Origin of the sequence: Portibacter lacus, assembly GCF_021533215.1 — a bacterium.
In the GTDB taxonomy this organism is placed as follows: Bacteria; Bacteroidota; Bacteroidia; order Chitinophagales; family Saprospiraceae; genus Portibacter; species Portibacter lacus.
Genome location: NZ_JAJNKA010000003.1, coordinates 67,812 through 85,948, shown reverse-complemented (window position 1 = coordinate 85,948; position 18,137 = coordinate 67,812). Strand labels below are relative to the sequence as shown.

Below are 18,137 nucleotides of genomic sequence, written 5' to 3'. Positions count from 1 at the left end.
ACTGCGAAACTGTTCCTGATGTCCGAATAAACACTTACAAATCAGCTAAATAGACTAATTGTAGTAAAAATACCTAATCCTACATGCCGTGCCTTCGCTTCGTTCATTTTTATCTTCTATCAATCTTAATTCTAATTCATGTTTCCCATTCTCTAATGCAGATGCTAGCGTATAATACCATGGAAGATGTAAATTTTTACTGTGCTTAGTAAATAAATCCTGCTTCTTCCATTCGCCTTTATCTATTCGATATTCAATAATTCCAGCGTCTCGTCCCGCTGCCACGGTAATACCTACAGCATTTCCTTCAAATTTTATTTTTAATGACTTGCCAGGTTGTTCGCTGATCAGCATCGGTACGTTGATGTAATTTTGTCTACTTCCCGTTCCATCATTAGGATTCCAGTTTTCATCCACGAACCATCCTTTTCCATATTTAGCTTTAGATATATCTATGAACTTGCCATTGTAATAGGCATTCTTATCGAGAAGCTCTGGGAATGTGTGTGCTTCTACTTTCTGGGTCGCTATAAGTTCATCACTAAATGCGTCGTCTAAAAACTGAATCATAGAACGGGCATAGATACCTTGTCCAAATGGGGAGGGATGTAAATTTTTGAAATCATCTTTCCAAGTGAATTCATCATTATTAAGTCTGTCCGTTACTTCCTTTGCTAAGTTGATCGTAGGAATTGCATAGTGACTTGCTATTTTGTTGTGGGTTGTAATTACTACGGGTTCCATTCCATCATTGTAATTTTCAATTTTCATAGGATCGACAAAATGCATCATGACGATATCCATATTAGGGTTACTGTTCCGAAGATGTCTAATAATTCCTTCTAGCGCGCGCAATTGCTCGGCGTTAGACTTTCCTTTGCCACCATCATTTACGGCTGCCTCTTCAAAAACGAGATCAAACTTACCCTTGGATAAAATATCTTTTTCTAATCTGAATGCAGACGAAGTCGTGCCCATAGACGGTACACCAGCATTTACAAAAGTGAAATCAGTTTCTGGGAATCTTTCTTCAAAGTAATTCATAAGGCTATCTCTCCATCCTCCGTTGTAAGTAATCGATCCTCCTAGAAATGCAATATTCCCTTTTTTCTCTTTTTCGAAAATAAGTTGAGCATTTTTCAAGCCTCCCTTCTGTTTATGATATGGTCTAGAAGAAAGAAGCGGTTTAGGCTTAGCGTGATACATGATAAAATCGGCCACAGTTTGTGGAGTTTCAATAGGAAAGTGATGTCCATTTAGTTTTTGCTCTCCTTGTGTACATGGAACGACGGTTGCAATGCCACCAGCTTTGATATAGTTGTTGATAAGGATCATCGTGTTTTCTTCAGGAGGAACAACTTCGTCTTTGAGACCGATCATATGAAGTACAGGAATCTTATAGGATGCAATGGAAGCAGCCTGATGAATGGGAAGATTTTTATATGCCTTGGCTTCCTCATCTGATTCAAATCCATAAATGTTTTTTAATGTTTTCCATGCTTTTGGGTTGCCTTTTCCTTCTCCAAATCCTCCAGGCCAGCTCTTAAAGTCTAAGACTGGTGCTTCGGCATAAATGCTTGACACCTTGGTCGGATTCCTAATCGCCCAGTTATAGACAAAAAGTCCCCCTCTGCTAACACCCATCAAGGAAACTTTCCGATTCAGCTGATATTCAGCAAGCAAATAGGTATAGAATTCATCCCAAATATCCATTGCTATCGGACTTCCGAAATAATCAGCAGTATTAATGAAAGCGAGGTGAAAACCATTCTCGACTAAGATGCTATCTGCTTCCGTATGCCATCCAGGAAATCGTGCCCTCCATATCCACGGGTTACCAGGGAGTGGGGTAGAAGGAATAACAACATATGCATTCTTTCCTTCGAATGTGAAATCCACTCTTTCGAAGGTTTTCCATTCTGAGTGTTTTATTTCCCCTGAATCTTGTGCCAATAGCTGGGACTGGCTTGTTATGAAACTAAAAAGGACAATAAGAATATAAAAACTTGCTTTCTTAGGTGTGTTGATTTTTTTAAACATGTTGATCGATTAGTATATTATTGTTGTCTGGATCGGTAAATGAAATGCTTCCTGGGCCTTTTCCGCTTTCATCTGTTTCTGAACTTAAGGGTATGCCGTTTTCTTTTAGATGCTTTTGTATCTTTCTAATATCATCATAGTTTTCAAGCGTCTGTGCATCTTGATCCCAACCAGGGTTAAAAGTGAGTATGTTTCCTTCGAACATGCCTTCAAATAGGCCTATCAGTGCGTCCCCGTTTTTCATAATGAGGTACTTTCGTTCGATGTCTCCACCAAATTTTGTAAAACCTAGTTTCTCGTAAAATGACTGAGATGTTGTTATGTCCTTGACACTCAAGCTAATAGAAAATGCTCCTAACTTCATGATTTTGATTTTAAATAAAATTAAGAATTTATACTTGTTTAGAAAATGAAAGCCCTTATTAATGGCGATTTATCAGCATGGTGGTTTCGCTGGGCAAATGCAAGTAAATGAAGGCACGAAGAGCAGTTAACTAGTGTAAGTTCCCTTCTTTCTTATTTTTATTGGAATTTGAAGGATTGGTTTTGCCACTAATCGGAATCCCGATGGCTTCTTCTTTTATTTTTTCTTGATTTAAGAATGGATCGAATTCATTAAAAGATTCATCCCATTGATTCCAGCCGATTCTCCAAGCAGTTACTTCGTCAATGTTCAGCATTTCTTTGTTCTGATACCTTTTCATCATAATGGAATAGGGATAGCGTTTTTCAGCTTCTTTTCCGCTTTCTAAGGTTTGGTTTTTCCCACGTTTATAGTATAAGTCCCACGCTCCAAATTGATGAAGTAGCTCATGAGAAATTTCGTATTGGTTAGTTACCTTTTCGGATTTTGGATCTCGGTATAATATAACAATATCCATTTCCTTAGTTGACCAAGGCGTTATAACATGACGTCGATGAGCGTTGTTGATAAAGATAACTACTTTCAGTTTTCTGACTATTTGGTCAAACTCATTCTCTTTCAAGTATTCCTGAAATGAATGAAACTTGAGTTTGTTAATGATTTTCTGTAGAATTACTCTGGGATTAGATTTTAATGCTTTCCTATCTAAATAGGTAACAAATTTATTATCTAAGAAGAAATATTCATTATCAAAATCTAGAGATTGGTTCCACTTTTTGGCTTCAGCTTGCAGCCACCTTTGGCTTTTAAGCAATTCGACAAATTGTGTCTCAAGGGTTTCCTCTTCCCATCTACCGTCTCGTGTATTTACAAAAAAAGTAAGGATGTGAATTTCTTCAGTCAAAGATGAATAGTCTTTGATTTTACTGGGACTTTCAATTTGGCAGATGGATGGGGTTACATTCAAAAACAAAATTAAAGAGAATATGGCCAGTGGGAGGAAATTGGCTCTCATTTCTATCAAATTATTAATGGTTTTAGACGAAGATATGTATTCTATATAAGAAATACGATCGATTTTCCGGACCTTAACTGTTAAATACTTGTCAGTTATATGATAAATAGTAACATATAGTAAGTTGTATATGAATAAATTGTGTCCTAACTTGCATAATTGATCTATGTCAATTATTTTTAGTCACTCAGTCGTTGATCTATGTTAAATGTCCTCGAAAAGTATTATAGAATTTAATTTTAGAAGGATTGTAATTGACTGAAAAAAGAGAAAATAAAAAAAGCCTTGCGATCATATCGCAAGGCTTTCGCTTTTCATGCTATCTGTTTTTCAACTGGTTGTTAATAATTTCAGACCATTTTTCAGCCATCTGTAATTCTTCATTGATCTGCATATTGCTGTTATCATTGTATAATTCTAATTTGATATCTGCTGCGTTTGTACTTGGTGTAAGGACAAGTTCAACTTTCTGAATAACAGATACCTTACTCCCTTCGCGCATGGTTTTGACCACTTTGCTCGACTTGATTTCTTCAAGGTTGATGAATAAGGCATCTTCAGCTTGCTCTGAATGTTTATCAAAGAATAAAAAATGCTTGCTCTGATCTATAGCGATTGCGAAATTTCTGCAGAATTCGTGTTCCGTAATATTGCAATCTTGCTTAGTGGCTAGGTCTTTTAAGACATCTAGCATTTTATGTTCTTTATTTTTTTTCTTGATGTACATTCCTACAAGAGGAACAGTACATATAGCGACAACAATCACTCCTATGAGTGTCATTCCAAAATCCATGATTTTTAAATTTTTGTGTATTGATAATAAGTATAGCCTTACTGGTTAGTAAAGCGTAATTGTTAAGCGGCAGCCATAAGATTTATGGAGCTATATTATCATTACCAAAAAAAGTGGAAGGGATAGATGATCTCAGCCTTTCGATTGTTTAGTAGATAGCTAATCGAATGGTGATGATTTCTAAGGTATTCAATTTCATAGCTTTGCTCTGATCTGTTATTTTCGATAAGATTAAATCCATTCGGATTATTGATCGAGGGCTTAGAAAAAGATTTAAGGCTACTTAGTGAATTTTCAGATGAAGAATTGTGTACAAAAAGACCACTTGAAACTAGAGAAAAGTAACTTCCCGATTCATGATTCAAGTTTTCCTTAAAGTTATTGTTGAACTGTGAATTCGCAACAATACCGATTGCATAGCAATAGATTGCAGTTAAAAATAAAACCGTTCGAATTCTGTTCTTCGTATTCACAATACGAATTTAAGACTATTGCAACAATAAAGAAAGTACTTAGTCTTTTCTTTTAGGAATTTGCCACGTTTTCTACCCGCTCTACTTTGTCCCCTTTAGAAAGAGTAAGTCTAACGATGCTTTCTTCATTAGCAGTTAAGTCATGTGGAATGCCACCATCTAAGCTAAGCATGTCTCCTCTTTTAACAATGGTGACTTTGTCTTCCGCTCCAAAAGCAATTTCTCCATCGAAAATTTCAATGACGATTGGGAAGGGTGTCTTATGCTTTTTCATAACCTGCCCCTTTTTGAATGTTATTCTTAACTCTTTAGAACGTTCCGTTTCAAGCAGGACGGAAATCTTTGGATGCTTATCGCTAAATTCAAGATTATTAAGTAAAGAAGCAGTGTTCATGGTTAGGTATTTTTAATAAATAATGATCAATTCTGAAATCAGATGGAGGTATCATTATGGAAGGATATCCTCCTCTTTTCTTTTTATGATTCTGGATAATTGCATTTCTAAATTTTGTATTCGTTCTTTAAAATTAGTGGATTAATTAGATGGATTATATGATGACTATCAGTAATTATTATGATGTAAGTCAATGTTTTTATTTTTAAAATTTCTGATTGATTGACCTTTGGATGAAATTGCTCTAGAAATAAGACATTTTTAGCAATTTGTTAAGTTGGCTATTCAAAACACATTATAATTTTTTGTTTTTTCGATTCAACATATTGATCTATTCAAAAAAGTTAGGTGAATTGAAAACTTAATCGTAATATTGCGATTAAGTAAATTTTAATACCATGGGATTAGCTAAAACGGAAATGTTTTCGGATGAACAAAACGAAATTGCTCTTTTTGCAAAAGCATTCGGTCACCCTGCAAGAGTATCTATATTGCAGTATTTATTTAAAATGGACGCCTGTGTTTGCGGAGACTTAGTGAATGAAATTGGGTTAGCACAACCTACGATTTCACAACACTTGAAAGAGTTAAAGCGACTAGGACTGATCAAAGGAAACGTCGAAGGAACAAGCGTTTGCTATTGTATTCACAAAGAAAACTGGACTTCGATGAAGTCAATTATGATTGGATTCTTGGATCAAGACCTGTCTCAAAAACAAGATTGTTGCTAAAAAATTAAGTAAAAAAATATGCCATTAATACAAACAGACCTTTTCCCTGAATTAGAAGCATTAATTGGGAAGCTAAGAATCAATTCTATTTCTGCAGAGCGAATGGCGATCTTACAGCCATTAGCTGATTTTATTCAATTAAAGGTTGCGAATCGTCAGGAAATTAGGATCAACTTTATTTGCACGCACAATTCAAGAAGAAGTCATCTTTCCCAAGTTTGGGCGCAAACAATGGCTTACTATTTTACAATACCCCAAGTTTTTTGTTATTCAGGCGGCACTGAGGCGACAGCATTGTTTCCGATGGTTGCAGAAACATTGCAAAATGCTGGATTTAAGATCAATGCAATTTCTTCTAATACGAACCCTGTATATAGTATCAAGTATGCTGAAAACGAACATCCTGTAATTGCATTTTCGAAGAAATTAGATGATGCTTTTAACCCGAAATCAGCCTTTGCAGCAGTGATGACATGTTCTCAAGCGGATGAAGGTTGTCCATTTATTAGCGGTGCGGAAAAGCGTATTCCGATTACATATGACGACCCGAAAGCTTTTGATAATACGCCATTACAAGCTGAAAAGTACCGCGAAAGAAGTTTGCAAATTGCCAATGAATTATTTTACGTTTTCTCCCAAATCAGTGCTTAGATATGACGAATAAAAAATTAAGTTTTCTTGATAGAAACCTTACGCTATGGATATTTGTCGCGATGGCAATAGGAGTGGGAATCGGTTATTTTGTGCCTTCCTTTCCAGAGATTATCAATTCTTTCAGCAGTGGAACGACTAATATTCCCATAGCAATTGGGTTAATATTGATGATGTATCCGCCATTGGCAAAGGTAAATTATGCGCTCTTGCCGAAAGTATTTAGAAACACAAAAATCTTGTCGATCTCCTTGATTCTGAATTGGGTTATCGGTCCCGTTTTGATGTTTGTTCTTGCCATTACTTTTTTGAGGAATTATCCGGAATATATGGTTGGACTTATATTAATAGGACTTGCAAGATGTATTGCTATGGTCCTTGTGTGGAATGACTTGGCGGAAGGGAGTGTGGAATATGGTGCAGGACTAGTTGCTTTGAATAGTATTTTCCAAGTCTTTGCCTATAGTTTTTATGCGTGGATTTTTATTACAGTGCTGCCGCCTTATTTCGGATTCGAAGGCGCTATTGTGGATATATCGGTAGCTACGATTGCCGAAAGTGTAGCGATTTACCTAGGTATTCCATTCGTGATGGGCATATTGAGTAGGTTGATTCTAGTTAAATGGAAGGGTGAGGAATGGTATACAAATGTATTTATCCCTAAGATTTCACCGATTACATTAATCGCATTATTGTTTACCATAGTGGTGATGTTTTCTTTGAAAGGAGAATTGATAGTAGAAATTCCGATGGATGTCGTAATCATTGCCATTCCCTTGCTGATCTATTTTACGCTGATGTTCATTATTGGCTTTTTCTTCACTAAAGCAATGGGTGCAGAATATGACAAAACTGCATCGGTGGCATTTACGGCGGCGGGGAATAATTTTGAATTAGCAATTGCGGTTGCGATTGCGGTTTTCGGGCTGAATTCAGGGCAGGCATTTGCTGGTGTAATTGGTCCTTTGGTGGAAGTTCCTGCATTAATTCTGCTCGTGAAGGTTTCTTTTTGGCTACGTAAAAAGTACTTCAAGAAGGAAGTAGCTTAGAATGTTGGACTGATCTCTTTTTCCTGTTGAAACGGTTATTGTTTTAAGTGCTTCAAATGTAAAAAGAGGTTAAAACATTGACATAGAAAAAAAAGAAGACCTGCTGCGAAGGATTTCATAAATAGAAATGTCTAAGTAATAAATCATTTTCAATTTTAAAACGGATTAGCTGAATCCTTCTGACGACCGAAGGAAGTCTTCTATGATCTCGGCCTGTTACCCATCGTACCATTATTTTATAAGCTCTTTCAATCTATATTTATTCATTCTTTTGGGATTTGATATTTGTATACTGTGTATCTCATTTTGATTTTGAATTCTAAGCCATAATTCTGCATCAATATTTGATAATTTTTCAAGAATAAGAGCTAATTCAATACTTAATCTTCTTTCACCATTTAGGATTTTACTCAGATTTGACGGCCTTATTTCAAGATAGTTTGCGAAATCTATTTGCTTAATCTCTATTAGTTTAATGAATTTCTTTATGAAGTTACCTACAGGAATTGGATTGGAATTAAATCTAAGGTAATCTTCCATTTGGTATTTTAATCCTAGCAATGAAATTTTCACCCTCTCAGCTTTTGGTGTTTCAGCTACTTTACTGCGGATAAGGAGTTTGAAATCTTCATATTCTTTTGTCCCAATATCCATTGGTTCTGTCAATATTCCGTTTGTCAATTTGCTTAAAATATCTTTATCATTATTCATTCTTGTAAATATTTTTTAATTAACTTTTCACCTGAAATTGGGTCAATGTACATTCTCGTTCCAATTGTTTGAGTTGCGTAATATTTAGTTGTATAAAGCTCTATTAAACTTGTTTTAGATATGAAAGTTAGATAGCCTTTATAAGCATTTTGTAATTTTATTGATTCTTTACATCCAAAAGCAATCATACAACCAGCTACATGTTCATTTTCCTTTTTCGATCCAATGTTAAATGGTGCTAGCTCTATTAATTCCATTATTAGCATTCCGTCATCTTCAATCAATTGAATAACACCGTGTATTTTTTTTGATTGAATTTCAATCATCATAAATAACGTTTCGGGTCTTTCCCGATAGACTTTTTGCCAATTAAATGCCCAGCCATCTTTCTTTTTAGGTACAAAGTCCCTTTTAATTGGCGTAATTTGACATTCTATCTTGAGGTTTGCTTTTTTATTAAATATCTTCAACTTGTCAATTATGTATAACAAATATACAAAATTATTCCATAACTGTCAAGTTTGTTTTTATGATGGGTAACTAGGTTATAGATAAATATACGCTACGATTTAAGTATCAACTTTTATAAAGAAAGAATAAATCGGAATTATGATGATGAGCAGAAATCGAAAGCAGAGCCACTATATGTTTGGACAGCAAAATGAATGTGGTTATTACGGTGTACTATTAGACTACAAAATGCTTCAGAAAGGTTTTCACTATGAAATATATAAGCGTAATCTAAAAGAGGTTTCAAAGAACCTGGAAGCAGATCAGCTATTTAGTTAATTCTTCATTTGATTAGGAATCAAGCTATTAATTCTAGGAGATTTAGAATTTAATCATAAATTTTGATCATAAGTCATAATGTAGGTGTTGTGCTGCATAAAAAGGAGTAGCTTTGCATCATTGAATGAATGAGAATAATAAAACAAATGAAAGAAAATATTAAAGACATAAAGCCAGGAATAGGACTTGGTGATTTAATCTTCGGAATGAATAAGGATCAGGTAAAAGCCGTTCTGGGAACACCTGATGAAACTGAAATGCAGACTTTTTCAGAAGAAGAATTAGATAGTATAGAAATATGGCATTATGATGATTTCGAATTATCGTTAAGTTTCTCTGAGGAGGAAGACTGGAAATTATATACGATATCGATCAATGCGGAGTTTTATACCTTGAATGATGAGGAAATTATGTACAAGGATATTGAGGATATAAAATCCAAGTTAGTCGGATGGGATTTCACGGATCTTGCGTATGAAGATTTATCGAATAGTGATGGCCCTAGTCAAAAATTGATTAGTTCAGAATGTTCAGAAATCAGTTTTTGGTTTGATGATAACCTATTATCTGAAATTCAATGGAGTCCAGTTTTCGAAGATGAAGACACGATCAACTGGCCTGAAATTCCTGCTTAGCCATTAGGTTAAGACGTAGAAAATAGATTAAAATATAAATCCTAGATTCAAGTAACTACTGCTTGATTCTAGGATTTTTTAGTTTTGAGACATCTGGAAGGCCCTGAACATAATCGGAAGCAATCATGTTATGAGGACGTATAAGCTGAATAAGTTCACTTGGGTAATTATGATTGAATGAGAATACTATTAACAGGAGCGACTGGATATATTGGAAAAAGATTGTTACCTGTTTTGGTGCAAAATGGTCACCATGTCATCTGTTGTGTTCGAGATATTAATCGATTTAGTCCACCAGAATCTGTTCTTCCATTCATTGATATAATTCAAGTAGATTTTCTAGATAAAGCGTCATTGAGTAACATTCCGAATGATATCGATGCGGCTTATTATCTTATTCACTCTATGTCTAGTTCTAACGAATATGTGAAACTGGAAGAGGAATCTGCAAAGAACTTCAGAGATGCAATCGATTCGACGGCGCTAAAGCAAGTGATCTACTTAAGTGGGATAGTCAATGAAGACAGTCTTTCGAAACATCTGAAATCTCGGAAAAATGTTGAGAATATATTGTCAGATGGCAGTTTTAGTTTGTCTACTTTAAGAGCAGGGATTATTATTGGTTCGGGTAGTGCTTCGTTCGAAATTATAAGAGATTTAGTGGAGAAACTACCGATCATGATTGCACCTAAGTGGCTGAATACGAAGTGTCAACCAATAGGCATTAGAGATGTGCTTACCTTTTTAGAGAAATCATTGCTGAATGAAAAGGTATATGACCAGAATTACGATATCGGTGGTCCAGACGTGCTAACGTACAAGGAAATGTTACTTGAATTTGCCAAGTTCAGAAAGCTGTCTCGGAGAATATATACCGTTCCGGTGATGACACCGAGGCTATCTTCATACTGGCTTTACTTTGTAACTTCTACTTCCTATAATCTTGCGAAGTCCTTAGTTGCCAGCATGAAAATCGAAGTTGTTTGTAGAGATACTAAAATCAATGATATCCTTAATGTAGAACCTGAAGATTATAGGACTGCGCTGAAACGTGCTTTCACAAAGATAGATAGTAATCAGATTGTTTCAAGTTGGAAGGATTCCCAAGTAAGTGGTGTTAAGCAATTCAATATTTCTGACTTTATAGATGTTCCGTCCTTTGGGTGTTTCAAAGATGTAAAAGAACGAGAGATAGTTGCTAAGAAGGAAGTTGTCGATAAAATATGGAACATAGGTGGTTCGAATGGCTGGTATTATGCGAACATATTGTGGAAGCTCCGCGGGTTTATAGACAAGTTATTCGGAGGAGTAGGACTTAGAAGAGGACGAAGTAATCCAACTACTTTAGAATCTGGAGATGCTCTGGATTTTTGGAGGGTTCTATATGCGAATAAGTCAGAAGGCAGATTGTTATTGTTTGCGGAAATGAAATTACCAGGTGAGGCTTGGCTAGAGTTTAAGATTAAGAACAACAAGGTGATACAAACGGCGACTTTCCGACCGCATGGAATTCCAGGACGGCTTTATTGGTATGCGGTGTTACCCTTTCACGGGATTGTTTTTAATGGAATGATCAATGAATTAACGAAGGTGGGTGAGGGAAAAACTTAAGTTGTACTTAAAAAGAAGAACTCTCGTATGAAAAATAATTATCTTTATATAAATAATTGAAAGTATGGTAAACTACAGAGATTATATTGAGATAGATCCAAGCATTCGTTTTGGTAAACCGATCATAAAGGGAACAAGAATAAGTGTTTATGATGTTCTAAATTGGTTAGCTAACGAAATGTCAATTGATGATATCCTGAATGATTATCCTGAACTGAAAAAAGAAGCAGTTCAATCTTGTTTATTGTATGCTGCTGATAAAGAGCATAATATAAGAGTAGCATCTTGAAACTCTTCTTCGATCAAAATATTTCTTATCGGATTCTTAAAAAGATTGAGAATTTATTTCCTAAATCAATTCATACATCAACAGTAGATTTGAATGGAAAACAAGATAAGGAGATTAGAAATTATTGTCAATCGAATCATTATACGATCGTGACTTTTGATGCCGACTTTTATGAACTTGCTAACTTGTTTGGGCATCCTCCGAAAATCATTTGGATAAGAACAGGAAATACATCTACAAACAATATCGCCAAAATATTAATCGAACACTATCTAGATATTAAAGACTTCATTAGTCATCCAGATTACGCAAAGATAGCTTGTTTGGAGATTGAGTAATTACAAGCAATAGATTCCTAATATTAAGTGAATACTATTCTAAGTCCACCCTTCTAACATTGACCTAAAAAGAAATCCTCGAACTAATTCACATAAGGAACCGTGCCTGTTTCATCAATATGATGATTCCACTTACTGGTGTAATATGTTCCAGGAAAGAATTCATCGTCCAGGGTTTCCAGTTTTTTCATGAGTAGGATTTCTAATTCTGAAGAAATTGATTTATACGCTTCGGTGCCTACCAGATTGTTCAGCTGAAATGGATCTTTGATATTGTCATAAAGCAACCAATCTCCCGCTAAATCTTTCGCAAAAGTATACTGCTTAGTTATTATGCCTCTAAATTCTCTTCCACCTCGTTTCTTAGACCATTGTCCGAAAGGTTGAATGCAAGCGACCAAAGCAGCTTCTCGATGATCGGGTTTCTTTCCAAGCATAATATCAGTGATGTTTTCACCATCCAAATCTGCAGGAATGGGATTACCCGACATGCCCAGAAGGGTAGGCATAATATCTAATGTATTCAACAAGAAATCACTTGATTTTCCTTCCTTTCCGAGTAGCTCTGGATATTTCACGATAAAGGGAACCTTAGCGGATTCCTCATAAATCCGTTGCTTTTTCGTTTCTCCGTGACTATTGATCAGGTCTCCATGATCTGAAGTGAAAACAAAAATGGTATTGTCTTCGATGTTAGCTAGTTTTATAGCGTCTTGCAATTGCTTGATGTAGGTATCTAGGGCAGTGCAATGTGCGTAATATCCTTTCAAATGGGCTTTTGTTTTCTCGCTCATTTCAACTGGCACATTAGGTCTTAGCTGAATATCTGCATCCGCATATAAGTCTTGAAATTCCTGAGGTGCTGTTTGATACGGAGCATGAGGCGGACCCCAAGAAAGCATCAAGCAAAATGGATTTTCACCTTTCGACTGCTCCTCGATATAAGCTATAGCATCTTTCGTCTGAGCTTCTGCATCGTAACCTTCCCAAGAATGCAGTTGGTCATCATTACCCCAATAATTTGAATTGTTGTATCGATGAGAGCATTCTAAGACCTTCCAATAATCAAAACCTTGTCTTCTCTCCTCTGGAATATGAGCAGACCGACCATTTCCATCTAGATGCCACTTCCCAATGTATCCTGTATTATATCCTTCCTTTTTTAAAATTTTTGCAATACTGTTCGATTCTGGATTAAGCGTTACATCATTCATGAACATTCCGTTTTTCAGCGGATATAAACCTGAAAGTAACATGGCTCTATAAGGCGTACAGACTGGACTTGTAGAAATAGCATTGGTGAAATTCACTCCTTCTTTAGCCAGCTGGTCCAGATTAGGTGTAAGGACATCTGGGTTGCCTGCATAGCCCAGGGATTGCGCCCGCCATTGGTCTGCAAAAACGAAAACTATGTTAGGTTTTTTGTCTTCCTTCGTGCATGAAACGGTTAAGATTAGTAAGAAAATTAAGTACCGCATTTTTTATTTTTAATGGTCAATGTTTGCTAAGTCAGTAGTTGAGAATTTCATGAATACATCTATTATTTCTTCACGCCGTCGTTCAGCTTATAGGAAGAACGATATGGATATTCGTCAAATTTTTCGCCACCACCGACAGCACGTGGATCATCAGATTCCACTAATAGAGTGTGTAATTTATCTGACAAATCTTTCTTGACTTTAGCAAATGTTTCTATGGAAGCTAGATTATTAAGTTGATCTGGATCTGAAGTTATAAGGTACAACTCTTCTCCTGGTCGCTTACCAAAACTCCATTCGTAGTATGGCTTGTATTCAGGATTTTCCGCATTTTCTATTAAAAATGTTTTCGTTGGTCCATTGTCACTATCAGAAAAAATGGAGCTGGGGTGAGATGCACCTTCAGGAACTCCTACAGGCCAGCGCTCAGGATGGAAATTTCGAATATATAAGAATTCATCTGTTCGAATTCCTCTACTTGGATAACCTACGATGGATGGTGCAAGTTGAGCTGGAACGTGACGTTCTTTTCCGAATATAACTTGCTGACGTTCTGTTTCGATCCAGCCTTCTTTATCGGAAGTAAGTATCGGCAATAAAGATTTTCCAGTCATTTCTTGTGGTATTTCAACATCTGCTGCATCGAGAAAAGTTGCTGCTAAGTCTGTTAAAGAAACAAAGTCTTTCACTCGTCTGTCTCCTTTGACCTTATCGCCCCATCGAATGACCAATGGGACACGGACGCCCATGTCATAAAGGTTACTTTTGCACCTTGGGAAAGGCATTCCGTGGTCGCCTGTCATCACAATAATAGTGTTCTCTAATTCGCCTATTTCTTCCAGTTTTTGAATTGCTTTTGCGACATCATTATCAAATCGTTGTACTTCGAAATAATAGTCGGCAATATCAGAGCGAATGATTTCTTCGTCAGGATAGAATCCTGGGACTTTAATTTTATCGATATCCATTCCAGATCTTTTGCCGCTGCCTTCATCATATCCTCGATGTGGATCAGACGCACCTAACCAAAAAGAAAACGGTTCACCATCCTTTCTTGCTTCTAAGAATTGATCAAATCCCTTAGGGTAATTCTTGCCTCCAGGATTAGCGTCGATGTACCCTCCAGCTTTTAGATTTCCAGGACCCCAGCATTTCCGCCAGTGACCAACATGGTAGCCAGCATCTTCTAATAATAGTGGATATACTGGAATATCAATGTCGAGCGTTGACCATAGATTCGCGCCTTCTTCTAATCTCCAGTGGTATTGACCTGTCAGAATAGCTCCTCGGCTAGGTGTACATGAAGGACTGGAAACATAGGCATGGTCGAAGACAACTCCTTCCCGTGCAAGTTGATCGAAAGTTGGAGTCTTTACTATTTCATCGCCATAGATTCCCGCATGTGGCCAGCCCCAGTCATCTGCAATACAGAATAAGATATTGGGTTTCTTCGTGACTTGCTCTTCTGTGGACTTAAGTTCATTAAATCCGAAGATAGATAGTAGGATGATGAAGGTAATTCCTCCGGTCAAAAATTTATGTAGTGATTTCATCTAAATGTTTGTGTGTTGATGCTTTGCTTTTTTTTAACTTGATTTCAGGCGTACTAAAAATGAAAACAGTATGGATACTAAAGCTAGTAAAAGTATATGATTAATTTGATGTGAGAGCGAAAACATTTGGTACACATTAATGTATTATCTTTGAAGTAAAGGTCGAACTTACACTAAAACTAGATCGGTACTTAATTTTAATACAAGCAGTCATGAAAGTCTTAAACATTCACCGACGTACGATTAACGAACCGATCGAAAAGGTTGCAGAAGCTGTGGCCACCGTTTCAACACCTGCTGATAAAATATGGCCCAATGAGCACTGGCCAGCGATGAAATTTAAGAACGGAATCGGAGTAGGGGAGAAAGGAGGTCATGGACCGATTAGATACACCGTAGAAAAATATCAACCATCTGAGATTATTCAATTTCAATTCACTAGACCCAAAGGATTCAACGGTATCCATAAATTGGAATTAAAAGATTTGGGCAATGGCAAAACAGAAATTAGTCATACGATAGATATTAATACTTCCGGCAAGGGAACTTGGCTGTGGATTTTCGGAATTCGATCTTTGCATGATGCATTGCTAGAAGATGCATTTGATAAATTAGAAAACAACTTCACTGGTGGGAATAAGAAGTCGGAATGGAGTGCTTGGGTTAAGTTTCTAAGAAGGCAAATGGCAAGGAGCAGTTAAGTTGTCCCAGTTATTTAATTACTTCTTTTCATTCCAATAGTAGCTGTCTGGGTGAAATCTTTTTCCAAAAATAGCGGTTCCTACTCGTATGATTGTTGCGCCTTCCTCTATAGAAATTTAGAGGTATCCACTTATGCCCATGGATTATTCATGCATTTCTACGTTATTTATTGCTTCCTTTAACTTAGTAGTAACGAGTTGAAATTGTGTGGATTATTTACTATTTTAAGTATCATAAATCCAATACCATGAAACTTATTAAGCTATTTCCGATTATTTTTCTTTTTGCCTTTTCACCACTTTCATCACAATCTATCTTTGATTTTGGTGAACCATTGATCATTGAAGACATGATTAGTTTTGAAAATTCAATTTATAGTTTTTGGATTGTGGGGACTTGTATGGAAGGTAGTTTAATCAATCATTTAGAAAGTCCTTCATTCATAGCAGGCTATGGTTTTACCCTAAAGGCAAGATTGAAAAAGAACGAATCAAAATGGGCTGCTCTAAGTGTTAACCGACAAGCAGATGATGTAGGGCCTAATTTTGTCTCCCTTTCTTACCACAATGAAGATAAGTTTGTAGAAAAGAAAACTATAGATGGCATTTTAGATTTTAAAGACTTCTCTATTTTTCAGGATAGTTTAATTGCCATCTTGACGGAGGATGATAAGCTTAAGTTTTACGATTTTGAAGGAGGATTGTTTTCTGAGGTAGTTACTGAATTAAGTTTAGAAAGCATAGAAGCCCACGATAATCATGTTTTGGGGTTCAGTAAAAATGGATTTTACCTTATAGATGGAAATGGAGAAAAGAACGGAAGTGTTGATTTAGTTGAATCGATTAAGACTTACTTTATTGATAATGAAAGTATTTATATTGGCTTAGAAGATAGAATAGAAATATATGATGGTGGGTTAAATTTGAGCTCTACAATTGCATTTGAAAAGGGCGGAACCATCGAAGATATTTTAGTTTTTAAGAATGATCTTTTCATTTTATCAGTATTAGAAGAGCAATCAAGCGTTTATAAAATTGATGAAAACAATGTAGAGGAGAAAGTATTTGTAGAAGACAATGCTGTTCAGGATTTTAATAGATTAATTACGAATGGCTCATCAGTATATATTTATGGGCATCAAACTACAGAAGGTGAAAAATTGACAAATGGGATTTTTGAGAATATTAGTAATCCGTCTCCATCTGAAAAAGACGTTTCAATTGACCTTAATGAAATCGTTCAGATCCCAGATACTTTCGAAGTACATGAGCAATTAGATGGGACGTTAGTTTATGAAATATATTATCATTATGAACTTCAATTTGGTATCACAAATTTATCGGATAAAAAGGTCGATGAGATTTTCGTGCTCTCTAACAGAATGCATGGTTTTAATTGTGCATATGCTCAGCTACAAATTAAACTGAAGAACCTAAATTTAGAGCCGGGCGGTCAGATAACGATAGATACTTTATATAAAGCATACAGGAAATACAATGAACTTTGTCTCTATGCAATTGCAGTAGACGGTGAAGTGGACGCAGACTTTTCTAACAATTCTACATGCAAGTTAGTGCTATCTGCAGATGCATCCTCATTTGCACAAAAGGTGAAGATTTATCCAAATCCTACTGCTGATGTTTTAACCTTCGATGGAATACCAGAAACAAGTAAGGTTAGGGTGCTGAATATAAGTGGCAAAGTTATTAGTACTGAAATGCAAAGATATGGGAGCAAGATGGATGTATCTTCACTACCGGCAGGAATATACATCCTGGAAATTGTAGATCAGGATAAAAAATTATACATTGATAAATTTGTGAAACTTTAGATTCCATAGGATGATTTCAAGAAGATTGCTCAATATATTGGTGTTCATTAGTGCGGCGGTATCTATATATCTTGATCTAACCAACAATCATAATCTGTACGTCATATTCAAACCCATTACAACTATTCTCGTACTTTTAATTCCAATCTTACATGGTAACAAAGTCTTTGGGAAATATAGGAATTTAACCATTATTGCATTGGTTTTTTGCTTAATAGGTGATGTATTCTTATTAGAGGATAGCAGATTTGTATTGGGTCTTGGGTCTTTTCTTATCGCTCATGTTCTATTCACTTGGAGTTTTGTAACCTTGGATAAGTTCAATTTTAATATTCCAGTAATGCTAGGTTTTCTTGCCTTTGGAATTGGTTACTATGCTTTTATTTATAGTGGTTTAGGAGCGATGGCGATTCCCGTTTTTGCTTATGTTCTTTTTATATTAACGATGGGTTGGCAGAGTACGAGCTTGTTTTTAAAGCGGAAGGAATTTGTATTTAAAATTATGGCGATCGGAGCAGCTTGCTTTATTTTCTCAGATGCTATGATTGCATTGAATAAGTTTAAGTTCGCATTTGAAATGGCACCTTTGGTAATTTTGGCTTCTTACTGGTTAGCAATTGTATTGCTTGCTAATGCTGCCTGTTTAATCAGTGAAAAGCAATTAGTTTCAAGTCAAACATTGACCTAAAT

General features: G+C 35.9%; 20 protein-coding genes and 1 pseudogene. 10 read left to right on the top strand and 11 right to left on the bottom strand.

The genetic code is table 11. The annotated features are described in order from the left end of the window. Positions 1 to 54 precede the first annotated feature (54 nt). The 6 genes from L2586_RS05555 to L2586_RS05530 form a co-directional block, all read right to left on the bottom strand. Positions 55 to 2,040 carry an SGNH/GDSL hydrolase family protein gene (locus L2586_RS05555; RefSeq protein WP_235291807.1) on the bottom strand — a complete coding sequence of 662 codons (1,986 nt, stop codon included), beginning with the start codon at positions 2,038 to 2,040 and terminating at the stop codon, positions 55 to 57. After that, positions 2,033 to 2,404 (bottom strand): VOC family protein, encoded by a 372-nt coding sequence (locus L2586_RS05550; RefSeq protein WP_235291806.1) that lies wholly within the window; start codon positions 2,402 to 2,404, stop codon positions 2,033 to 2,035. Before L2586_RS05550 ends, L2586_RS05555 begins: the two co-directional genes overlap by 8 nt. Positions 2,405 to 2,534: 130 nt before the next feature. After that, positions 2,535 to 3,419 (bottom strand): hypothetical protein, encoded by an 885-nt coding sequence (locus L2586_RS05545; protein WP_235291805.1) that lies wholly within the window; start codon positions 3,417 to 3,419, stop codon positions 2,535 to 2,537. A gap of 319 nt (positions 3,420 to 3,738) precedes the next feature. Continuing rightward, positions 3,739 to 4,212, bottom strand: coding sequence for a hypothetical protein (locus L2586_RS05540; RefSeq protein WP_235291804.1), 474 nt, complete (start codon positions 4,210 to 4,212; stop codon positions 3,739 to 3,741). Between the two features lie 101 nt (positions 4,213 to 4,313). Next, positions 4,314 to 4,685: a hypothetical protein gene (locus L2586_RS05535; protein ID WP_235291803.1), complete on the bottom strand. Its 372-nt coding sequence runs from the start codon at positions 4,683 to 4,685 to the stop codon at positions 4,314 to 4,316. Positions 4,686 to 4,737: 52 nt separating this feature from the next. Then, positions 4,738 to 5,079, bottom strand: coding sequence for a cupin domain-containing protein (locus L2586_RS05530; RefSeq protein WP_235291802.1), 342 nt, complete (start codon positions 5,077 to 5,079; stop codon positions 4,738 to 4,740). 398 nt (positions 5,080 to 5,477) lie between these two features. On the opposite strand from L2586_RS05530, the gene L2586_RS05525 reads away from it, so the two are divergent. Genes L2586_RS05525 through arsB form a run of 3 tightly spaced genes read left to right on the top strand, consistent with a single transcriptional unit; the run spans position 5,478 to position 7,510 of the window. Then, a complete protein-coding gene (locus tag L2586_RS05525) occupies positions 5,478 to 5,810 on the top strand; it encodes an ArsR/SmtB family transcription factor (RefSeq protein ID WP_235291801.1) in 333 nt (110 codons plus the stop codon). Positions 5,811 to 5,828: 18 nt separating this feature from the next. Continuing rightward, positions 5,829 to 6,461 carry an arsenate-mycothiol transferase ArsC gene (locus L2586_RS05520; RefSeq protein WP_235291800.1) on the top strand — a complete coding sequence of 211 codons (633 nt, stop codon included), beginning with the start codon at positions 5,829 to 5,831 and terminating at the stop codon, positions 6,459 to 6,461. 2 nt (positions 6,462 to 6,463) lie between these two features. Continuing rightward, a complete protein-coding gene (arsB, locus tag L2586_RS05515; protein ID WP_235291799.1) occupies positions 6,464 to 7,510 on the top strand; it encodes an ACR3 family arsenite efflux transporter in 1,047 nt (348 codons plus the stop codon). A gap of 231 nt (positions 7,511 to 7,741) precedes the next feature. Here arsB and L2586_RS05510 read toward each other — a convergent pair whose 3' ends face one another. Together L2586_RS05510 and L2586_RS05505 are read right to left on the bottom strand one after the other, a co-directional pair. Next, positions 7,742 to 8,221: a HigA family addiction module antitoxin gene (locus L2586_RS05510; protein WP_235291798.1), complete on the bottom strand. Its 480-nt coding sequence runs from the start codon at positions 8,219 to 8,221 to the stop codon at positions 7,742 to 7,744. Beyond that, positions 8,218 to 8,691 (bottom strand): hypothetical protein, encoded by a 474-nt coding sequence (locus L2586_RS05505; protein ID WP_235291797.1) that lies wholly within the window; start codon positions 8,689 to 8,691, stop codon positions 8,218 to 8,220. The genes L2586_RS05510 and L2586_RS05505 overlap by 4 nt, the downstream gene beginning before the upstream one ends. Before the next feature lie 465 nt (positions 8,692 to 9,156). Here L2586_RS05505 and L2586_RS05500 point away from each other — a divergent pair, with 465 nt between their 5' ends. From L2586_RS05500 to L2586_RS05485, 4 genes are all read left to right on the top strand, one after another. Continuing rightward, on the top strand, positions 9,157 to 9,645 hold the full coding sequence (locus L2586_RS05500; RefSeq protein ID WP_235291796.1) for an outer membrane protein assembly factor BamE: 489 nt from the start codon (positions 9,157 to 9,159) through the stop codon (positions 9,643 to 9,645). Between the two features lie 177 nt (positions 9,646 to 9,822). Continuing rightward, on the top strand, positions 9,823 to 11,256 hold the full coding sequence (locus L2586_RS05495; protein WP_235291795.1) for an SDR family oxidoreductase: 1,434 nt from the start codon (positions 9,823 to 9,825) through the stop codon (positions 11,254 to 11,256). Positions 11,257 to 11,320: 64 nt separating this feature from the next. Further along, positions 11,321 to 11,545: a DUF433 domain-containing protein gene (locus L2586_RS05490; RefSeq protein ID WP_235291794.1), complete on the top strand. Its 225-nt coding sequence runs from the start codon at positions 11,321 to 11,323 to the stop codon at positions 11,543 to 11,545. After that, the gene (locus tag L2586_RS05485) at positions 11,542 to 11,883 is read left to right on the top strand and encodes a DUF5615 family PIN-like protein (RefSeq protein ID WP_235291793.1); all 342 of its coding nucleotides are present in this window, start codon (positions 11,542 to 11,544) and stop codon (positions 11,881 to 11,883) included. Before L2586_RS05490 ends, L2586_RS05485 begins: the two co-directional genes overlap by 4 nt. Before the next feature lie 83 nt (positions 11,884 to 11,966). Here the strand turns inward: L2586_RS05485 and L2586_RS05480 are convergent, their stop codons facing one another. Together L2586_RS05480 and L2586_RS05475 are read right to left on the bottom strand one after the other, a co-directional pair. After that, the gene (locus tag L2586_RS05480) at positions 11,967 to 13,361 is read right to left on the bottom strand and encodes a sulfatase family protein (RefSeq protein ID WP_235291792.1); all 1,395 of its coding nucleotides are present in this window, start codon (positions 13,359 to 13,361) and stop codon (positions 11,967 to 11,969) included. Positions 13,362 to 13,423: 62 nt separating this feature from the next. Continuing rightward, a complete protein-coding gene (locus L2586_RS05475) occupies positions 13,424 to 14,914 on the bottom strand; it encodes a sulfatase family protein (RefSeq protein ID WP_235291791.1) in 1,491 nt (496 codons plus the stop codon). Between the two features lie 212 nt (positions 14,915 to 15,126). Here L2586_RS05475 and L2586_RS05470 point away from each other — a divergent pair, with 212 nt between their 5' ends. Then, positions 15,127 to 15,615, top strand: a complete 489-nt coding sequence (locus L2586_RS05470; RefSeq protein WP_235291790.1) for a hypothetical protein — start codon at positions 15,127 to 15,129, stop codon at positions 15,613 to 15,615. An 18-nt stretch (positions 15,616 to 15,633) separates the two neighbouring features. On the opposite strand, the pseudogene L2586_RS24785 reads toward L2586_RS05470, so the two are convergent. Then, positions 15,634 to 15,759, bottom strand: a pseudogene (locus tag L2586_RS24785) (YggS family pyridoxal phosphate-dependent enzyme); the annotation flags it as partial. 104 nt (positions 15,760 to 15,863) lie between these two features. Between L2586_RS24785 and L2586_RS05465 the strand changes: the two are divergent. Continuing rightward, positions 15,864 to 17,447 carry a T9SS type A sorting domain-containing protein gene (locus L2586_RS05465; RefSeq protein ID WP_235291789.1) on the top strand — a complete coding sequence of 528 codons (1,584 nt, stop codon included), beginning with the start codon at positions 15,864 to 15,866 and terminating at the stop codon, positions 17,445 to 17,447. Between the two features lie 10 nt (positions 17,448 to 17,457). Next, the gene (locus L2586_RS05460; protein ID WP_235291788.1) at positions 17,458 to 18,135 is read left to right on the top strand and encodes a lysoplasmalogenase; all 678 of its coding nucleotides are present in this window, start codon (positions 17,458 to 17,460) and stop codon (positions 18,133 to 18,135) included. Positions 18,136 to 18,137 lie beyond the last annotated feature (2 nt).

Excerpts from the sequence above, each read along its gene's own strand:
- L2586_RS05525 (WP_235291801.1), top strand. The coding sequence starts at position 5,478 with ATGGGATTAGCTAAAACGGAAATGTTTTCGGATGAACAAAACGAAATT.
- L2586_RS05460 (WP_235291788.1), top strand. The coding sequence starts at position 17,458 with ATGATTTCAAGAAGATTGCTCAATATATTGGTGTTCATTAGTGCGGCG.
- L2586_RS05490 (WP_235291794.1), top strand. The coding sequence starts at position 11,321 with ATGGTAAACTACAGAGATTATATTGAGATAGATCCAAGCATTCGTTTT.
- L2586_RS05555 (WP_235291807.1), bottom strand. The coding sequence starts at position 2,040 with ATGTTTAAAAAAATCAACACACCTAAGAAAGCAAGTTTTTATATTCTT.
- L2586_RS05540 (WP_235291804.1), bottom strand. The coding sequence starts at position 4,212 with ATGGATTTTGGAATGACACTCATAGGAGTGATTGTTGTCGCTATATGT.
- L2586_RS05500 (WP_235291796.1), top strand. The coding sequence starts at position 9,157 with ATGAAAGAAAATATTAAAGACATAAAGCCAGGAATAGGACTTGGTGAT.
- arsB (WP_235291799.1), top strand. The coding sequence starts at position 6,464 with ATGACGAATAAAAAATTAAGTTTTCTTGATAGAAACCTTACGCTATGG.
- L2586_RS05550 (WP_235291806.1), bottom strand. The coding sequence starts at position 2,404 with ATGAAGTTAGGAGCATTTTCTATTAGCTTGAGTGTCAAGGACATAACA.
- L2586_RS05530 (WP_235291802.1), bottom strand. The coding sequence starts at position 5,079 with ATGAACACTGCTTCTTTACTTAATAATCTTGAATTTAGCGATAAGCAT.
- L2586_RS05545 (WP_235291805.1), bottom strand. The coding sequence starts at position 3,419 with ATGAGAGCCAATTTCCTCCCACTGGCCATATTCTCTTTAATTTTGTTT.
- L2586_RS05520 (WP_235291800.1), top strand. The coding sequence starts at position 5,829 with ATGCCATTAATACAAACAGACCTTTTCCCTGAATTAGAAGCATTAATT.
- L2586_RS05480 (WP_235291792.1), bottom strand. The coding sequence starts at position 13,361 with ATGCGGTACTTAATTTTCTTACTAATCTTAACCGTTTCATGCACGAAG.
- L2586_RS05465 (WP_235291789.1), top strand. The coding sequence starts at position 15,864 with ATGAAACTTATTAAGCTATTTCCGATTATTTTTCTTTTTGCCTTTTCA.
- L2586_RS05510 (WP_235291798.1), bottom strand. The coding sequence starts at position 8,221 with ATGAATAATGATAAAGATATTTTAAGCAAATTGACAAACGGAATATTG.
- L2586_RS05495 (WP_235291795.1), top strand. The coding sequence starts at position 9,823 with ATGAGAATACTATTAACAGGAGCGACTGGATATATTGGAAAAAGATTG.
- L2586_RS05470 (WP_235291790.1), top strand. The coding sequence starts at position 15,127 with ATGAAAGTCTTAAACATTCACCGACGTACGATTAACGAACCGATCGAA.
- L2586_RS05475 (WP_235291791.1), bottom strand. The coding sequence starts at position 14,914 with ATGAAATCACTACATAAATTTTTGACCGGAGGAATTACCTTCATCATC.